This is a genomic window from Clostridium sp. JN-1 (genome assembly GCF_003718715.1).
In the GTDB taxonomy this organism is placed as follows: domain Bacteria; phylum Bacillota; class Clostridia; order Clostridiales; family Clostridiaceae; genus Clostridium_AV.
On the sequence record NZ_CP033465.1, the window covers coordinates 2,518,219 to 2,536,691 of the forward strand.

At 32.1% G+C, this 18,473-nt stretch carries 18 protein-coding genes; all 18 read right to left on the bottom strand.

What is annotated here, in order from left to right; translation table 11 throughout:
• Positions 1-470 precede the first annotated feature (470 nt).
• Positions 471-755 carry a UPF0175 family protein gene (locus tag EBB51_RS12000; RefSeq protein WP_123054669.1) on the bottom strand — a complete coding sequence of 95 codons (285 nt, stop codon included), beginning with the start codon at positions 753-755 and terminating at the stop codon, positions 471-473.
• Positions 756-1,100: 345 nt separating this feature from the next.
• On the bottom strand, positions 1,101-2,156 hold the full coding sequence (locus EBB51_RS12005; protein ID WP_123054670.1) for a cell wall-binding repeat-containing protein: 1,056 nt from the start codon (positions 2,154-2,156) through the stop codon (positions 1,101-1,103).
• Between the two features lie 122 nt (positions 2,157-2,278).
• Positions 2,279-4,138, bottom strand: coding sequence for a PAS domain-containing sensor histidine kinase (locus EBB51_RS12010; RefSeq protein ID WP_123054671.1), 1,860 nt, complete (start codon positions 4,136-4,138; stop codon positions 2,279-2,281).
• Positions 4,139-4,236: 98 nt separating this feature from the next.
• Positions 4,237-4,377: a cyclic lactone autoinducer peptide gene (locus tag EBB51_RS12015; RefSeq protein ID WP_123054672.1), complete on the bottom strand. Its 141-nt coding sequence runs from the start codon at positions 4,375-4,377 to the stop codon at positions 4,237-4,239.
• Positions 4,374-5,039, bottom strand: a complete 666-nt coding sequence (locus EBB51_RS12020) for an accessory gene regulator B family protein (RefSeq protein WP_123054673.1) — start codon at positions 5,037-5,039, stop codon at positions 4,374-4,376. The genes EBB51_RS12015 and EBB51_RS12020 overlap by 4 nt, the downstream gene beginning before the upstream one ends.
• Entirely contained in the window at positions 5,036-5,497 is a 462-nt protein-coding gene (locus EBB51_RS12025) for a hypothetical protein (RefSeq protein ID WP_123054674.1), read from the bottom strand. Before EBB51_RS12025 ends, EBB51_RS12020 begins: the two co-directional genes overlap by 4 nt.
• Positions 5,498-5,617: 120 nt before the next feature.
• Entirely contained in the window at positions 5,618-6,970 is a 1,353-nt protein-coding gene (glmM, locus tag EBB51_RS12030; protein ID WP_123054675.1) for a phosphoglucosamine mutase, read from the bottom strand.
• Between the two features lie 415 nt (positions 6,971-7,385).
• Entirely contained in the window at positions 7,386-7,937 is a 552-nt protein-coding gene (locus EBB51_RS12035) for a Uma2 family endonuclease (RefSeq protein WP_123054676.1), read from the bottom strand.
• Positions 7,938-8,105: 168 nt separating this feature from the next.
• Positions 8,106-8,636, bottom strand: a complete 531-nt coding sequence (locus tag EBB51_RS12040; protein WP_123054677.1) for a 2-oxoacid:acceptor oxidoreductase family protein — start codon at positions 8,634-8,636, stop codon at positions 8,106-8,108.
• A 1-nt stretch (position 8,637) separates the two neighbouring features.
• Entirely contained in the window at positions 8,638-9,387 is a 750-nt protein-coding gene (locus tag EBB51_RS12045) for a thiamine pyrophosphate-dependent enzyme (protein WP_123054678.1), read from the bottom strand.
• Positions 9,387-10,457 carry a 3-methyl-2-oxobutanoate dehydrogenase subunit VorB gene (locus EBB51_RS12050; protein WP_123054679.1) on the bottom strand — a complete coding sequence of 357 codons (1,071 nt, stop codon included), beginning with the start codon at positions 10,455-10,457 and terminating at the stop codon, positions 9,387-9,389. The genes EBB51_RS12045 and EBB51_RS12050 overlap by 1 nt, the downstream gene beginning before the upstream one ends.
• 18 nt (positions 10,458-10,475) lie before the next feature.
• On the bottom strand, positions 10,476-10,685 hold the full coding sequence (locus tag EBB51_RS12055; protein WP_123054680.1) for a 4Fe-4S dicluster domain-containing protein: 210 nt from the start codon (positions 10,683-10,685) through the stop codon (positions 10,476-10,478).
• 105 nt (positions 10,686-10,790) lie between these two features.
• A complete protein-coding gene (locus EBB51_RS12060; protein WP_123054681.1) occupies positions 10,791-11,453 on the bottom strand; it encodes an ATP-binding protein in 663 nt (220 codons plus the stop codon).
• Between the two features lie 387 nt (positions 11,454-11,840).
• Complete coding sequence (aspD, locus tag EBB51_RS12065) at positions 11,841-13,490, bottom strand: aspartate 4-decarboxylase (protein WP_123054682.1); 1,650 nt, start codon at positions 13,488-13,490, stop codon at positions 11,841-11,843.
• Positions 13,491-13,614: 124 nt separating this feature from the next.
• The gene (locus EBB51_RS12070) at positions 13,615-14,595 is read right to left on the bottom strand and encodes an asparaginase (RefSeq protein WP_123054683.1); all 981 of its coding nucleotides are present in this window, start codon (positions 14,593-14,595) and stop codon (positions 13,615-13,617) included.
• Between the two features lie 88 nt (positions 14,596-14,683).
• Positions 14,684-16,282 carry an FAD-dependent protein gene (locus tag EBB51_RS12075; RefSeq protein ID WP_123054684.1) on the bottom strand — a complete coding sequence of 533 codons (1,599 nt, stop codon included), beginning with the start codon at positions 16,280-16,282 and terminating at the stop codon, positions 14,684-14,686.
• The gene (locus EBB51_RS12080; RefSeq protein WP_123054685.1) at positions 16,272-17,507 is read right to left on the bottom strand and encodes a CdaR family protein; all 1,236 of its coding nucleotides are present in this window, start codon (positions 17,505-17,507) and stop codon (positions 16,272-16,274) included. The genes EBB51_RS12075 and EBB51_RS12080 overlap by 11 nt, the downstream gene beginning before the upstream one ends.
• Positions 17,477-18,325 (bottom strand): diadenylate cyclase CdaA, encoded by an 849-nt coding sequence (cdaA, locus tag EBB51_RS12085; protein WP_123054686.1) that lies wholly within the window; start codon positions 18,323-18,325, stop codon positions 17,477-17,479. Before cdaA ends, EBB51_RS12080 begins: the two co-directional genes overlap by 31 nt.
• Positions 18,326-18,473 lie beyond the last annotated feature (148 nt).

Genomic DNA, 18,473 nt, shown 5'->3' on the forward strand with positions numbered 1-18,473 from the left:
TTAAATTATGCAAATAATTATACCATCTATTTACTCCATTTTCAAATTCACACTTTATTATATCATATATCTGGATTACTTTCTATGGTATTCACCATATGTACAAAGTTATATTTATGGGAAAAAAATATATTATTTAGCAGTTTTAAACTACAATTAGATTATACAACAGTTTTTTTATATTTTCCATACTTTCAATGTTAGTAATTTGAGGAAATATCATATGATTATTGGGAATATATTTACCACAACATCATGACACTGGAAATTTTTATAAAAATATCTTTCATATTATTATTCTTCGCTTATTTGAAATATCCTCCTCAAGGTTAAAAAAACTCCCGGAATTTTACCGAGAGTTTGTGTTTTTTACAATAGTCAATCAAGTTCTCCTGCAGATTTTAGAATCTGATTATATAACTTTACTGACATTCTAAATCCATTTTCTATTAATATATCTAAATACTTCTTTACGCTTTGAAATCTTTTACTGCAATTTCATCAAGACGGAATTCATTTTCCGTATATTCATTCCATGGTATATTTTTATTCCTAAGCAAGACCATAAAATCCGCAAGATCCATTTCCGCTATTTCAGCTGCACGTGCTAACGATACCGACTTACTTGTAAACAATGCGATTGCTATAGATATTGTTATATTATCATTTAAAGATTTTGAAAGACCTAAATCTTCTATAAGAGGTATTAAGTCATTAGATAAATTTAAATCAACTTTTACTTTTTCAGGACTCATTTATTTCACACCCCTAATTTAATTAAATCATACGAACTCTTTTATTTATTATTATACCCCATAATATGAATTACTTGAGTTATATACATTTATATATACAATTCATAATATACTAAAAATACAAAACATTTTTAGAGGACATGAAACAAAGGACGGAGGGCAAATGACAATGAAGGTTGATTTTTTGCTAACGCAAAAAATCTTTAAATTTAAGTTGGCAATGTTTCACTTCAGCGAAACGAGTTGTCATAATTAAAGATTTTTCGTAAGCGCAGCGGAGAAAAATCCTCCTTCTCTGTCCTTTGTCCTCTGTCCTCTGTCCTCTGGTTTTGATTTTTCAGTTTATTATTTTATTTCTATAACTTCAAATGTGTCTGAATTCTGCAATTGATTCATTATGCTGTCGGATACTGAAGCAGTTCCTCCAACTATAATAAGTTTTGAATCTTCACTTGCATTAGAAGCTATATAATCTTGTGCTGCTGCTATTTGATCTTTCCCTGCACCAAGACCTGTAAGCACTAGTGGTGAACCTGTCTTTGCTGCTGCTGCCGAAGCAACTAATGCATCTGCAAATTGATCTTTTTCTGCTCCACCTGCTGCTATGTAAATAGTGCTAAAATCTATACCGCCGTTAGTCTTGAAGTAATTTAGAACAGCTAGGTTAGTTGCAAATCTATCTGGTGTATTTTCAGTTATTTTCTTACCTCCAACACTATCTACAACTGATTGTGGTAAAACTGCATTACCTCCAACAGCTAACATGTTAAGTGAATTTCGGTTTATAATGTCTTTAACTACAGGTGCTGTGCTCTGTGATGTTGAAAATAAAACTGGGTATCCTTTTTGTGCTGCTAGTGATGCAACTGATAGTGCATCTGCATAACCATCTTGTCCATTTACAAGAATACCAGTTTTTTGTCCACTTAAACTTAATACTTTTTTAGCAACCTCTGCATTTGTTCCCATTCTTGAAGTATCTGTTACTCCAGCTATACGCTCTACTTGATATGATGATTTTAAATTATTTTCTACAGCAGGCGATACAACCCCTGTTCCTCCAACTATATATACTTTTTCTGCACCAAGACTTTTTATTGTTGAAGCAACTTCTGATTCAAGAGTACTGCCGCCTGCTGTTAAAAGTATAGGTGCATTTAACTGCTTTGCAAGAGGAGCTGCACTTACAGCATCAGCATATCCATATCCGTTTACTAATATTACATTTTTAGCTTTTCCAAACGCACTTAATGCAACGCTGTCTGCTGTTCCTATTCTTCCGCCTGCTCCTCCATCTGTTCTTGTAACATTAGCAGCTTGTACAGTCGAGCCAAATGAAAGCGCAGCAGAAAGTACAAGTGCTGCTAATGCAGAACTTAAACATTTTCTTTTCTTTATCATAGTCAAAATCCTCCCATAATTATATTCGTCTGGTAAAATCCTAGGTTTATATCCTTATATTCTCTCATTATATATTAACTTCAACATTTTTTCCACCTAATTGGGTACCCTACTGCAGCGCTTTAACTTACTACTGAATCGTAGTATATGTCCGAAAACTCTATGTTGACTCTTTCAATGTTGTTTTCATATACTGCATCTTGCCTTTCATCTATTTCATTTACTATCCTTACAGGAAGCTCTAAAATAAATTCACTTCCCTTTCCAAGTTCACTTTTAACTTTAATTTTTCCACCGTGCATATTTGCAAAACACTTTACCAAATATAAACCTACTCCACTTCCCTCGCAATTTCTATTCAAGGTCTTATCAACCTGACCAAACCTTTTGAATATTATATTTAGCTTATCCTTAGGTATTCCTATACCTGTATCCCTTATACAAATATATACCTTGTCAATTTTATCTACTACATTTACAAATATATGACCTTTTGGCTTAGTAAACTTAATTGAATTTGACATCAAATTTAAAATAATTCTTTCAACTTTATCTAAATCAAATGCCATTATTTTTTCTTCAACATTTGTATCAAAGGTTAGTGAAATATTCTTGTACTGTGCATGTGTCCTTACCGAAGATGCTATGTCTTCAACTACACTTACAATGTTATAATTTTTAAGTTTTAGTTTTAAAAATCCAGAATCAAGCTTGGTTATATCAAGTAAATTATTAATTAGCTTCATTAGCCTGTAGCAGTTGTGTTTCATTACTATAAGGTACTTTTCCCTTTTACTCTTATGTTCTCCTGTATTATAAATATTGAGCAGTTGAATTGCAGAAAATATTACATTTAAAGGAGTTTTGAGTTCATGTGATATATTTGCCAAAAACTGAGTAATTAGTTTGTTTAACCCTCTACTTTGGTTTAAAAGTTTTACATTTTCTTCTACATCACGCTGAAGTTTTTTTACCTGTTTTTCTGGTGTTATATCATGAAGTATTGTAAGTAATGCCGGTTTTCCATCATATATTATATAAGTAGATGTATTTTGAACTGAACTTATGGTTGAATCTTTATCTATAACTTTTTGTTCAAATACAAGTGTTGTTTCCTTTTTTTTATATATGCTTGAAAATTTCCTTTTTATATTTTTCTTTTCATTATTAGGTACAAAGTCTGAAATAGATTTTCCATTTAAATCTTCTGGTTTTGAAAAGCCTATAATTCTAGCGGCACTTTCATTTGCAAATATTATCTTTTTAAAATTGTGGATGAATATTGCTTCTTTAGAATTATCAATTAATAAGTTATAACATCTCTCATTTTTCAAGAGCATTTTTTCTATATTTTTACGCTGCTTTTCTTGTTTACTTAGTTTATTATTTAGCTTTGAAAGCTGCATATTCTTTTCTTTTATGTTTTGATTTTCAATTGTCACATAATGTCCAAGTATCCATGCTGTCACTATGAATATAGATGATAAAAGCATATCACTTTCAAAATATGTATCTATCTTAATTGGATTCTTTAGGCAAAAAATATCCATTAAAAATACAATTGCTGACGACATAAATGCTAAAGTCATACCATATCTCATGCCTGATTGTATCGTTGATATAATAATTATAAAAAGGAAAATAAAATTGTACTGGCTCGAATAAGGCTGTGATAATAAAACTATAATGGAAAACGTAATGATAAAACATATATCCTCAACTATGACAAATACTTTCTTTAATTTTAATTTGCCCATGTTTTTTAAAATCAGTATCCACAAACAGTATATTATCCCTGTCATCAAAACCATTAATCCAAAGGTCTTCATATTGTAGTTTTTTAAGTCTGTGGAATTTATATATTTATTTCTCATAAAAAATTGACTGCAAACTATAATTCCACAAAAAAGAAGTGACAGTACTTTAACTATAAATATCATATCACCTATGTTCTTTTGTCTGCTGCCTTGAGTAACGTTCATAAAATTCACATCCATCTACTTATTTTTATTAAATATATAATCTTTTAATGTAATGACATAAATATAAGGACCGAAAAGCGATCCTTATATTTATACCGTCACTTGTGTTTTCTTAAGCACTTTGGTTCTTCTGGTTGATATAAGCTTAAATTGCAAGCTGATGCAGATGTTGAAAATGCAAAATGTTTAAAAACTCCTGCACATACAGCAGCAGCTTTTTTTACTAATGTATTTTTCATCTTAATCCCTCCCCCCTAAATTTAAAAATATTAATTATGTTAAATAATTTGTGAGCTATAGAAGTTAGTGTAAATGCCTGCCACAGTGTTCCCATGCACATGCACTGCACTATGATTAAAAAATAGGTACTATTATTATATTTTGTATAACAAATATCAAGTATAATTATGATTAAAGTAAATATATTCAGTGTTAAAATAGAATACTTTTTAAACTTCTGCCTTGCTTCAGCACTTGTGATTTTCTTAGCCCTGCTGTCAACTGGAGCATGTTTATAAATCAAGTAATAAGATATTCCAAGAGAAATTACTTCAATAAAAATTACAGTTAAAAAAGAAACTTTAATAAAAACTTTGCTTACAATCAAGGCAATTCCAGCTGAAATTACTGCACCAATTACAGCACAGCTGTTAGATGATGGTGCATGTGCTCCTCCTGAATATTTTCTTAAAATTGCTGTAGAAGCACAAACTAAAATAGCTTGTCCAGCAACGTGAAATACTGCTCCTAATACTATTACCCATAATATACTCCATATCATCTGAAATAAATTTAGTGCACCATATACTATTATGTCTCTTCCATCCTTATCTAATTTCAAGGTAGAAGCTAACTTAGATCCAAATGCATTTGAAAACTTTTGAATAAAATTTATATTCATATACGAGCATTCCTTTTTTTAATTAAAGAGTAAATCAACAGTACAATTGCAATAAATAAAATTAACGATGGAATAAAGCATAAATTTTTAGTAACAGGATTTTGCAATATATCATGCAGTTTATCACTAACTAATATATTGAGTGCAAGTAAATTAAGCCATTCACATATGGAAAGAAGCATCATTGCACCCAGTGAATAAGTTATGGCATTTATAATATCTATTTTATTTATAATCACTATTATTGATGCATATACGATCATATTTATAATTATATGTACACCATAGTGTATTGGAAGTTCTCTAATTAAATATGTACAAAACCCAAGCATAAAAGTTGCTGTTACACACCTTTTCTTGTCTATCTTTTTTAAACTAAACAAATAAGCTGATATAATAAATAAGAAAGCTTCTGGTATCGTTCTTAGTAAGATATCAACTATAGTTAACTTTAGCATAATGTGGTACTCCTTCTAGAATATAACTCAAACATGTTAAATTATAGCATTACTTAAATAACATGTAAATAAGTAAACCACCAGTAAAATTTAACTGATGGTTTGTTTTCTCAATAAATTCTATATATTTGTCTTTTTTTCAATTAAATTGGCCAAATCTTGGGCCATTTTATTTAATTCACTTTGCACTTCACCTTCAAGCATTACTCTTACAAGTGGTTCTGTACCTGATGGCCTTATGAGTACTCTTCCTGAACCATCTAAACTTTTCTCTAATTTTTTTATTTCACTTACTATTTCTTCATCATGCAAATATATATCCTTCCTGTCATTTGGGACTTTTGCATTTACAAGTACTTGCGGTAATTCTTTCATCATAGATGCAAGGCACGATAACTTCTTTCCACTCTTTTTAACTATTGTAGAAATTTGAAGTGCTGTAATTAGTCCGTCGCCAGTTGTATTGTAATCAAGCATTATTATATGTCCTGATTGTTCTCCTCCTAATTTGTAACCTTTTTTCATCATCTCTTCAAGTACGTATCTATCTCCAACTTTTGTCTTTACAGTTTTAATATTTTCTTTCTTTAAACCTATATCAAGTCCAAGGTTACTCATTACAGTTACAACTACTACATCCTTATCAAGTTTTCCCTGCTGTTTTAAGTACTTTCCTATTATGCCCATTATGAAGTCACCATTTACAAGGCTGCCTTTTTCATCTACTGCAAGACATCTATCTGCATCTCCATCAAATGCTAGTCCAAAGTCGCATCCACTTTTAACAACGTACTCCATAAGTTCTTCTGGATGAGTTGAGCCGCAGTTTTTATTTATGTTTATTCCATTTGGTTCATTGTTTATAACACAAACTTCTGCCCCCAATTCTTCAAATGCCCTGACTGAAGTTATATATGATGCACCATTTGCACAATCTAAAGCTATCTTTAAACCCTTTAAGTTTACATCTGTAGTAGACTTTGCAAAATCTATATAATCTCTAACTGCCTCACAGGATTCTTCTATTTTTCTTCCTATTTCACACCCTGTAGGAAGTGGAATTCCTTTAAAATTACTCTCAATGACGTTTTGAATTTTATCTTCTAACTCATCTGACAGCTTATATCCTTTACTATTGAAAAATTTTATACCATTATATTCAACCGGATTATGTGAAGCAGATATAACTACGCCGGCATCAGCACCATACTTTCTAATGAGATATGCTACTGCTGGAGTTGGAATAATTCCCACACACAAAGCTTGTGCACCAACTGAAAGTATACCTGAAACCAAAGCACTTTCAAGCATATCCTTTGATATTCTTGTATCCATTCCAACTAATATCTTTGGCTTATGAGCTCCTTCTGTAAGCACATACGCTCCTGCTCTTCCTAAACTATAAGCTAATTCTGATGTTAGTTCCTTATTGGCAATTCCTCTTACTCCATCAGTTCCAAACATTCTATGCATAAAAATACCTCTCTTTTTTATTAGTATACTGTTGTAAATTTTTAAGTATCAATTAATATAAACTACATTATATTATTATATTACAATTATTAGAACTGAACAATATAAAAATATTGCTGTGCAATATTTTTACATAGGATAGAGGATATAAAAACCAGAGGACATAGGACAGAGGACAATTGACAGAGAAGGAGGATTTTTCTCCGCTATACTGCGAAAAATCTTTAAATTTATATAAGATGGTATAATATTCAAGTTGAAAATTAAATATTCTGTAGAGGATGGCTGCGGTGGTTGTACGTTTTCCCACCTTGGGCTGTTGGAAAACACATGAAAAAAGCACTCCATCCGACCAAGAATAGCTGTGCTTTTTCATATGATTTTATTTTGTTATAAATAAATCAAACCAATAACCCTAAAGCTTAAATATATCTTCCAGGTTTATAGACATATCTGGAAAAACCGTGCTTATATAGTTATCATTATTCTTAAAAACATTTGTTATTTTATACTGATTATCTATTAATGAATATTGTACTATATACCCTTCTTGTTCAACTAGATTATATTCAAGAACACCAAATCTTTGATAAACATCTAACTTTGTTATATAGTCATGAGCTGCGGTACTTTTTGAAATAACTTCAAATATAATCTTTGGAGCTGATGTGAAACTTTCACCTTCCCTAGTAGACTTTTCACACATTACAAATACATCTGGTTTATACTTATACACTTCTTCATTATTTCTAAAAATCACTTCAATAGATTCCGTATATACATCACATTTACTTTTATCAAGAAATGTCATTAATTTAAAATTTAATCTTGATATTATTTTATTATGCTGAATAGAAGTATTAGATGATAATACAATATATCCGTTACTATATTCTGCTTTACCATTATAATTAGCCTGAATATCTTCAAAATCATCTTCTGTATAGTGTATATTCTTAGCATACATACTACTTCACCTCTCTTTATTTTTACCATAATTATAACAAAATACATACAATAAAATAAATCGCTTTTATAAATTTACTATTTGTCTAAAAATTATAGATATACGAATTAGACACTTAATTTATACTCTAAAATATAAATTAAGTGTCTATATATATGGTATCTATAATTATTTTACAAATTCTGTTCCTTTTAATACTGCTTTTTTATTTGATTCAAAGAACTTTTCTTTTCCATGAGCTTTTAGTGCAGCTAATAAATCATCCATTGAAACTATTTTAGTTTGTGCTTGAAGTGCTCCTAAAAGTATCATGTTTGCAATTTTTCTGCTTCCAAGCTTTTCTGCTTCAGTTTGGGCAGGTATTGCTATTACCTTTATGTCTTTTCTCTTAGGCATTACATCAATTAAATCTGAATCTAAGATTACAACTCCTCCTGGTTCCAGTTTGTTTTCAAACTTTTCAAGTGAAGGTCTGTTCATTACAACTATAGTGTCAGCCATTGTAACTATAGGTGATCCTATTGTTTCTTCAGTTAGTATTACTGAACAGTTAGCAGTTCCACCTCTCATTTCTGGACCATATGATGGCAGCCATGAAACATTTAAATTGGAATCCATTCCTGCAAAAGCTAAGAATTTACCCATTGACAGTATACCCTGTCCTCCGAATCCTGCAAAAATTATTTGTTGTGATGCCATCTTATTTCACCTCCCCAGTTGTATCTTTTTTAACTCCAAGAGGATAATATGGAATCATATTATCTTTTAACCATCCCATTGCTTCTGAAGGTGAAAGCCCCCAGTTAGTTGGACATATTGAAAGTACTTCTATAAGTGAAAAACCTTTACCTTCTAACTGATTTTGGAATGCCTTCTTTATTGCCTTCTTTGCCTTTATTATATTTGGAACATTATTTACAGCTACTCTCTCTACATAACAAGCACCTGTTAAAGTTGAAATCATTTCTGATACTCTTACTGGATAGCCTGCTATCTTTGGATCTCTTCCATATGGTGTAGTCTCCGTAACTTGACCTGGAAGTGTAGTTGGTGCCATCTGTCCTCCAGTCATACCATATATGCAGTTATTTACAAATATAGTGCTTATGTTTTCGCCTCTTGTAGCTGCATGTACTATTTCAGCTGTACCTATAGCTGCAAGATCTCCATCTCCCTGATAAGTAAATACTACTTTATCTGGGTTTGTCCTTTTAATACCAGTAGCACAAGCTGGTGCTCTTCCATGTGCAGCTTCAAACATATCACATGCAAAGTAATTATAAGCTAAAACTGAACATCCAACAGGAGCAACTCCTATTGTTTTGTCAAGTATTCCAAGTTCATCTATGACTTCACCTACTAATTTATGAATTATTCCATGAGTACATCCTGGACAATAATGTGTAGGTACATCTAGTAATGATTTAGGTGGCTGATATACTATTGCCATTACCTTTCACCTCCTACTATACTTTCAACTTTTTTAAATATACCTGCTGGATCTGGAACCATTCCTCCACTTCTGCCGTAAAAATCTACAGGTTTTCTTCCATTTGCTGCAAGTCTTACATCCTCAACCATCTGACCACAGCTCATTTCTACTGAAAGATAACCATATTTCGTTTTGTCAACTGTCTTTTCAAATGCTTCAACCGGGAATGGCCAAAGTGTTATAGGTCTTATTAGTCCTAATTTTATTCCCTTTTTACTTGCGAGCTTTATTACATTGTTGCATACTCTTGCTGTTGTTCCATATGCAACCATTATCAAATCACAATTTTCTTCACAATTTAACATCTCATACCTAACTTCATTTTCTGTTATTTTTTTGAATTTTTCTTGAAGATGTATATTGTGCTGTTCTAATACTTCTGGTGACAAGTATAATGAATTTATAATATTATGCTCTTTTCTTCCGCCTAATCCATTGGCTGCCCATGTTTTTGGAGGAAGTTCCTTTTGTTTTCTCTCTGTGAATGTTACAGGTTCCATCATTTGTCCAAGCATTCCATCACCCATTACCATACATGGGGTTCTATACATGTCTGCTACATCAAAAGCATCTTGAAGGAGATCTACCATTTCTTGTACTGATGCTGGTGCAAATACAGGCATCCTGTAATCTCCATGTCCTCCGCCTTTTGTAGCTTGAAAATAATCTGATTGAGCTGGCTGAATACTTCCAAGTCCTGGACCGCCTCTTACTATATTTATTATTACACACGGCAACTCTGCTCCTGCAATGTAGGATATTCCCTCTGACTTCAAACTTATTCCAGGTGAACTTGATGAAGTCATGCATCTTACTCCAGTACCTGCTGCTCCATAAACCATATTTATAGCAGCAATTTCACTTTCTGCTTGTATGAATATTCTCCCTATTTTAGGCATCTTTCTTGACATATAAGCTGCAACTTCTGTCTGTGGGGTTATTGGATAACCAAAAAATGCTTTGCAATTAGCCCTAATTGCAGCTTCGCCAATTGCTTCACTACCCTTTATTAAAACTTTTTCTCCCATTAAAGCACCCTCCTTTATTTACTTCTCAACTGTTATTACACAATCGGGACATATTCTTGCACATGATGCACATGCTATACATTCTTTAGCTTTGTCTGCACTAATTGCTGCTGGATGATATCCTTTGGCATTAAGTTTGGTCGAAAAACTTATGATCTTTTTAGGACATGCTTCTATGCAGTGCCCACAACCCTTGCATCTTTCTTCTCTAAAAGTTACCTTTGGCATAAGAAAATTCCCTCCTTGAGTTTAAATTTATATGATATATAATATATAATATTTGTAAATATATTTATATATACCTACAAAATAATCAAAAATAAAATATACTGTTTATACCCACGGCAGCTTCATATAAGTATCTATGGGTAATAATTCAGCATTAACTTTGCCCTTTACTTTTTCTTCAAGCCTTCTTGGACAGACTGCATATTTGTAAGGTATGTTTAATTTTTTAGATAACTCTGCAACATTCTTGTCCCCTTTTAATATATCTGAAGGCGCAGTTTCATATGACATATTTGTGTTTGATATAAGATGCGTCACTTTGAGCCTTGAAGCCCTTTCTATGGATTTCATGTAATCTTCTACATCTTCATTTTTAGAAGTTAATGGTCTGTTATTGTTTATTACAAAATACATATCATACTCTTCTTCTTTAAAATACCTATTGTATTGTCCTAAGACTATAGCTCCACCGTCATCTCCGCCTATATCCATTATTACCTTATGGCTCTTATCATGAAATGCAGATATAACCTCCGGCGGTACTACCATAAGTTCGGCATTAGATAAATCTGGATCTGCAGATATGACCCTTATTCCCATATCTTCAAGTTTTCCTTTCATATCCCTTATGCAAAAGTATGGGTTAACTATGTCCATATCAATAAGTACAACCTTTTGACCACTTTTAATTAAATTTACTGCACAATTTATAGCTATTTCTGTTTTTCCACTTCCAGCATGTCCTGCTAGAATACTAATTCGGCTCATACAAATCACCTCTTACATTAAAGCAAACGTTTAAGTAAACGTATACTAATGGTTTCCTAAGATATTTATTAAACTTTATAAAAATTTTAAAGTTTGTATTTTAAATAACAATCTTTTGTTAATAATAAGAATAGTTTTTGGTAATTAAGGTAATAGTTTAAAAGTGAATGAATTTCTACGATTAATTTTGTAATTTAATGAATTGTTTTTATCTTTGTTTATATTATATCACAGTTAATTAAACTTTCCTAATATATTTTAAGTTTGTTATTTAATTACATAAGCTTGCTTACGTATAATATGTTCATAATGCTTCCATTTTCTCAACATATTTAAATAACTAAAATTGGCTGTCTCAAAATGATTTTGAGACAGCCGCTTTAATAATTAAGCTTTTACGATTTTTGCAGTTTTCAACTTTTTCCAATCTTCTACGTAGTTTTCTAATATTTTATGAATTACTTCACCAATTTTTGAGTATGATTCATCATTTAAATTTGCAAGAGATATTCTTATAGACCATTCAGGACCGTGGAAACCACTTCCGCTTAAAAGTACAATTGAAGATTCTTCTGCAAGTTTCATTAAAATATCTATTGGTTTATAGTTGCTCTTAAGATATTCTGCAAATTCTTTATTGTAGTTGTGTTCAGCCCACTCAAGCAAGTCAAACTGCGTGTAGTAAGCAGCACTAAAAGGATCTTCCTTTAGCTCTAATCCCAATCCCTTAAACAATAATTTTTGACGTCGGTGGCATATGCTCTTAGTTAAGTTTTTATACCTATCTTCTTTATCAACCAAAGCAAATAATGCAAAGAATGCCATTTGTACCTGCTGAGGTGTAGACAATCCTGCAGTATGATTAAGTGCAACTTGTCTGCTGTCAGCTACAATTCTATCAATAAATGGGATTTCTTCTGGATTGGTTGAAAGTGCTGCATACCTTCTCCTTGCCCTCTCTTTCTTATCGGAATCAAGTTCTCTTAAAAGTTTGTCAAATACATTGTCCTCATATAATGCAATAGTTCCAAGTCTCCATCCTGTTACTCCAAAGTACTTTGAAAATGAATAAACTCCTATGGTATTGTAAGGCAAATCAGCCATAAGTGAATGAAAGTCATCAACAAAAGTACCATATACATCATCTGAAATAATCATCAAATTAGGATTATAGTTTTCAACCATTTCCTTTAAGTACCTCACTATTTGAGGTTTCATTGCAACAGAAGGTGGATTACTTGGATTTACTACAAATAAAGCTTTTATACTTGGATCACAAAGTTTTTTAAGTTCAGAATCAGAATACTGACCGCTGCACGTACCATCTTTATAGGCTGCATTGGCAACTATATCAACTACTTCAAAGTTGTATCTTGGAAGATGTGGAATCTCCAGGTATGGTGTAAAAATTGGTGCCATTAACGCAACTTTGTCTCCCTTTGACAATATATTATTTGCAATTAAGCTGTCGAAAATATAACACATTCCTGCAGTAGCACCTTCTACTGCAAATAAGTCAAATTTTCTCTCTAAAGGTTCGTTGTAACACAGCTCCTGAATCAAGTAATCATGTACAACGCTTTCAACATGTTTTAACATTCTATCAGGTACTGGATAGTCATCTCCAATAATTCCATCTGCTAATTCATATATCCATTCATCAGCGTCAAAACGCTTTACTGTGACACCATAGTTTATAATTTTCTTTAGTGTCTCAATTCCTTTTATATTTTCATTTCTCCTTACGAAGTCAACAAAACGTCTTGCAATTCCTTTCTTTTGAGGCATGCCTGCAAGGTCATTATCGCTCCATGTTCTGCGGCTTTCCTCTACAGCAAACTGTCCAAATGTAAAAAAAGCTTCTCTTGGCGATGCAGCAATCCAGTTTGGATTTCCTCTTCCTGCATCTAAGAGTGAATGTGCTCCGCTTTCGTTGGATTCTCCTGCTAAACTTATCAATTTATCTTTTAATTCAAAAGGGCTTATTTTTCCATAAACTCTTTCTATTTCTTCACGCTGAAGATTAAAGTTATTCATAAAGTTTCCTCCCGATCTATTTATCTTTACGTACTATAATTACATAAATATTTTTACCAAGTTTATTATAGTTTATAATAGCTTTACACTAAGTGCTGCTCGCAAATCTACCTATAAAAAATAATTAATAATAATTTTTCTCGAAAAACTCTTTTATATTTTTTAAGTCTCTAGTGAATCCAAGGGATACCATGAGTTTAATTCTAGCTTTTTGTCCTGGAAGATTGTCTCCAAAAATTACTCCTTTTTCTCTAAGTTCTCTTCCTGCACCTTCATATCCATAGTCATCAATAACTTTTCCTGACATGCATCTTGATACTAATACAATAGGTATATTTTTATTTATTGCATATTCTACTCCTGTAACCATTTTAGGTGGAATATTTCCTCTTCCCATTCCTTCAATTACTATTCCGTGACTTCCAGAATCTACACAAAACTTCAAAAGTCTATCATCCATGCCGCAGCAGCTTTTTATGAGATCTACTTTGTCATCAACTTTTTCTACAGAAATGTGCTGTCTTTTGGTGTAATCATAGTAAAAATAAGCTTTTCCGCTATCAACACAGCCAATTGGTCCAAAGTCCGGACTTTTAAATGTATCCAGAGAGCGTGTATTAGTTTTGGTTACTTGAGAAGCAACATGTATTTCCTTATTCATAACAACCATTACTCCTCTATTCTCTGCTTCTTTTGATGATGCAGTTAGTACTGCATCTATTAAATTGGATGCACCGTCCCATCCAAACTCAGAGCTGCTTTTCATTGAACCTACAAAAACTACTGGCTTTGAATTATTATAGGTTAAGTCCGCAAGATATGCAGTTTCTTCAAGCGAATCTGTACCGTGAGTTACAACTACTCCATCGTATCCTTCATCTTTAACTTTTTTATCTATAACTTTTGATAATTCAAACATTTTTTGCGGAGTCATTTGCGGTCCTGGCACCATTCCAAAATCCAAAAAATGTATATCTGCAATTTTATCTATGCCTGGAGTAAGCTCTAGTATATCCTCTCCACTCATAGATGGTACTGATGCATTATTCTCATCTTTTTTCATGGATATTGTTCCACCAGTAAATATAATGATTATTTTTTTCATTTACCTGATCTCCTTTATCTACCATTAAAATCAACTTTATTTTAGCATATTGATCTTAGAGTGTACATATAAAATAACGTGATATACGCTAAAATGGTGCGTATTCTTTCATTATGCTTTCTGCAGCTTTAACACCATCTACCGAAGCAGATATTATTCCTCCTGCAAATCCTGCACCTTCGCCGCATGGATATAACCCTTCTAGTGATATACTTTGAAGTTTTTCATTTCTCGTTATCCTAAGCGGTGCAGATGTTCTCGTTTCTATTCCAGTTAAGACTGCATCGCTGCTTGCAAATCCCTTTATCTTCTTATCAAAGTTTAAAAATCCTTCCTTAAGTGCACTTACAACATATTCAGGAAGACATTTTCTAAGGTCTCTAAATTCCCATCCCGGTCTATATGTTGGTGTTATACTTCCAAGTTTACTCGAAACTGTATCATTTAAAAAATCTCCTAAAAGCTCTACTGGTGCGAAATATCCTCCTCCACCTAGGTTATATGCAAGTTCTTCATAGTGTCTTTGAAATTCCATTCCAGAAAGGGGTGTATCTCCGCCAAAATCATGTTTATTTACTGAAACTACAACGGCTGAATTTGCATTTTTCTTATCTCTCTTATAATTACTCATTCCATTTGTAACAAGTCTTTTATCTTCTGACGCAGCAGACACAACTTCTCCTCCAGGACACATACAAAAACTATATACTCCTCTTTTTTCTGCTTTTGTTGTATATGTAAGTCTATAATCTGCTGCCTTTAATCTTGGATGATTTGCATACTTGCCATATTGATTTTCATTTATCATTTCTTGAAGGTGTTCAGCCCTGACTCCAACTGCAAAGTCTTTGGCTTCCATAAATATTCCCCTTTTATAAAGCATTTCGTAGGTATCTCTAGCACTATGTCCTGGGGCTAATATAAGATTTTCACACGGCATTTCTTCTCCATTTACAATTATTGATTTTAACTTGTCATTTTCCATCAATATATCTTCAAGTTTGCTGTTAAACCTAACTTCTCCTCCAAGTTTTATTATTTTTTCCCTTATGTTTTTAACGACTCCTTTTAAAATATCCGTTCCAACATGCGGTTTATTACTATACATTATTTCTTGAGGTGCTCCACTTTTTACAAACTGATCAATTATAAAACGGCATCTTGAATCCTTACTTCTTGCTGTAAGTTTTCCATCAGAGAAAGTTCCAGCGCCGCCTTCTCCAAATTGAACATTACACTCCATGTTTAATTTGCCAGTATTCCAAAAATTATTGACTTCAAGAGTCCTTTCTTCTACATTATGACCTCTTTCTATAATTATAGGTTGATATCCATTTTGAGCCATCAAAAGACCTGCAAACATCCCTGCAGGTCCCATTCCTATTATAATAGGTCTGTGTTTCATTCTCTTTTTGCCAAATTCAAAACTTTGATTATACTTATCTTTTATCATTCTTACATCTTTTGATTTAGCTTCATTTACTATTTTTAATTCATCTTCACATTCTATTTCAACAGCATAATCAAACTTTATGGTATTTTTCCTTCTAGCATCTACAGACTCTTTAACTATTCTTAACTTTTTTATATCATTTACATTGATTCCAGCTTTTTTTGCTGCCTTATTTTTAACTTGGCTTAAATCTTCTTCTATATTTAAAATTATATTGTTTATTTTAATGCCCATCTTTTACCTCCTGATTTTTTCTGCTTATATTAACTGACACTTGTTCTGGATCCTGAGACACTTTGGTTATTCCATCCGGCAAACTTATGTTTACAGGAACGGTATTTTGCCCTTCTTTAACACCACTTAAATCCACAATTGCTGTTATATCACTGTCCTTGAGATTTTGAACAGCATCTTGAGATCCCGTTACAACCAAGTTAACAGTGCTTGAACTCAAAATTGCATTATAGCTGGCATCTAAATTACTGGTTTGTATATTCACAGTTACTTGTTTTTGCGTACTTTTATTATCAAAAAAGTTGACTTTTAATTTGACTGTATTTCCGCCGTTTATAAGTATGACTCCTTGAGGCAAAATAACTCTAGCTTCTACTGTATCTTTTCCATTAAGTGTACTTGCATCTATGCTTTCAGTATTTAATCTTTCCACATTAGCTATTTGCGATTCACTTCCCGTTATATTTACACTAGAGTCTATTGGAACTACTGATTTTATACCATAATCATTTAAGTTTCCTGAAATATTTACATTTACCGGAACACTCTTTATTCTTTTGACAGATATAGATATATCCAAATCTTTAGGTTCTATTTCTACATTTTTTATTACATTTCCCAACGAATCTTCAGCTCTTAAAGTTACTTTTTTATTTACATCTTCTGAAACGTTTTGGATATTGTATACTGCTTCTGCCTTTGTAACTTTCTGGATTGCATCCTGTGATCCCTTAATTTTAACTTGGTTTACACTTAGTTCGGGTTTAGCTGCATAAAATCCGCTCTTGGCTTTTCCTAAAAGTGAGAGTTTAACTGGGACATTCTTACTCTTTAAATCTTCAATTATTACCTTAACCCATAAACTTTCGCTATTTACAATTCTTACAGTAGAAGGGCTCTTTACTACTTGAACGGGTATTTTATTTTCACCTTTTTTTACTACATAAGTACCTAAATCAGATACAAGTTTAAATTGTGAAGCTTTGACAGCATATAAATCAGATGCATTTCCCTTTATAGTTAATGTAACACTTAAATTATCTTCATCTATAGGTACGAGATTAGATTGTACAGGTGTATCTTTATTTATAACCTGAACAGGAACTACAATTTTTCTTTCTCTTACGGGGTTTTCAACATTATATATAAAAAGCCATAATATAAACGATACTATTACACAGCATACCTTTACAACTATTTGCTGTCTTTTATCTTTTTGATCCATTGAACCACCTGCTCTCTAATGGTTAATTTTCTATGCTGTCTTTTCTTTATAATTCTCACTAAAATACTTCGCAGCTTTTCCTTGGTATAATTTCTAGTCATATTTCCATTTACAGCAAGTGAAATGGTTCCAGTTTCTTCAGATACTACAATTATAAGTGCATCAGATTTTTCTGAAATACCAATTGCAGCTCTGTGTCTTGTGCCTAGTTTTTTGTTCAATTCGCGATTATTTGTAAGCGGCAGAAAACATCCTGAAGATATTATCCTGTCATTTCTTATTATTGTTGCTCCATCATGAAGCGGAGTATTTACTACAAATATATTTTCAAGCAGTGCCGATGATACCACTGCATCCAATCTAGTCCCGGTCTTTATTACATCTTCAAGTCCTGTAAACTGCTCTACTATTATGAGTGCTCCTGTCCTGCTTACGGATAAATTTCCAACTGCGTTTACAATTTCATTAATTACTTTTTTCATGGTTTCGTCATCCTCAAACATATGTATATCATTAAAAGCAGTTCTGCCAAGATGTTCTAGTGCACTTCGAATTTCAGGTTGAAATATAATTACAAGAGAGAGCACACCTATTGTAATTGTCTTTGACAGTATCCAATTCAGCATTGTAAGATTAAAAAAATTACTTACAGGAATAAGAAATAAAATTAATATAATACCTTTCAAAAGCTGTTCAGCCCTGGTTTCTTTTATTAGCATATAACCTTTGTAAAAAATATATGAAACAACTAGTATATCTGCTATTGATGATATACTGATATTCCTTACTGAATTGATTACCATGTCTAATGCTTCCACCCATTTCACTCCTTTGTTAAATATGTTGTAACTTATATCACGTACAATATTCTCATACTGCATAATTTTCTCTCTACTTTATACTTAATTATACACTATTTAATAATGCTTTATATCAAAACAAAATCTAATTTATAAAATATTAATA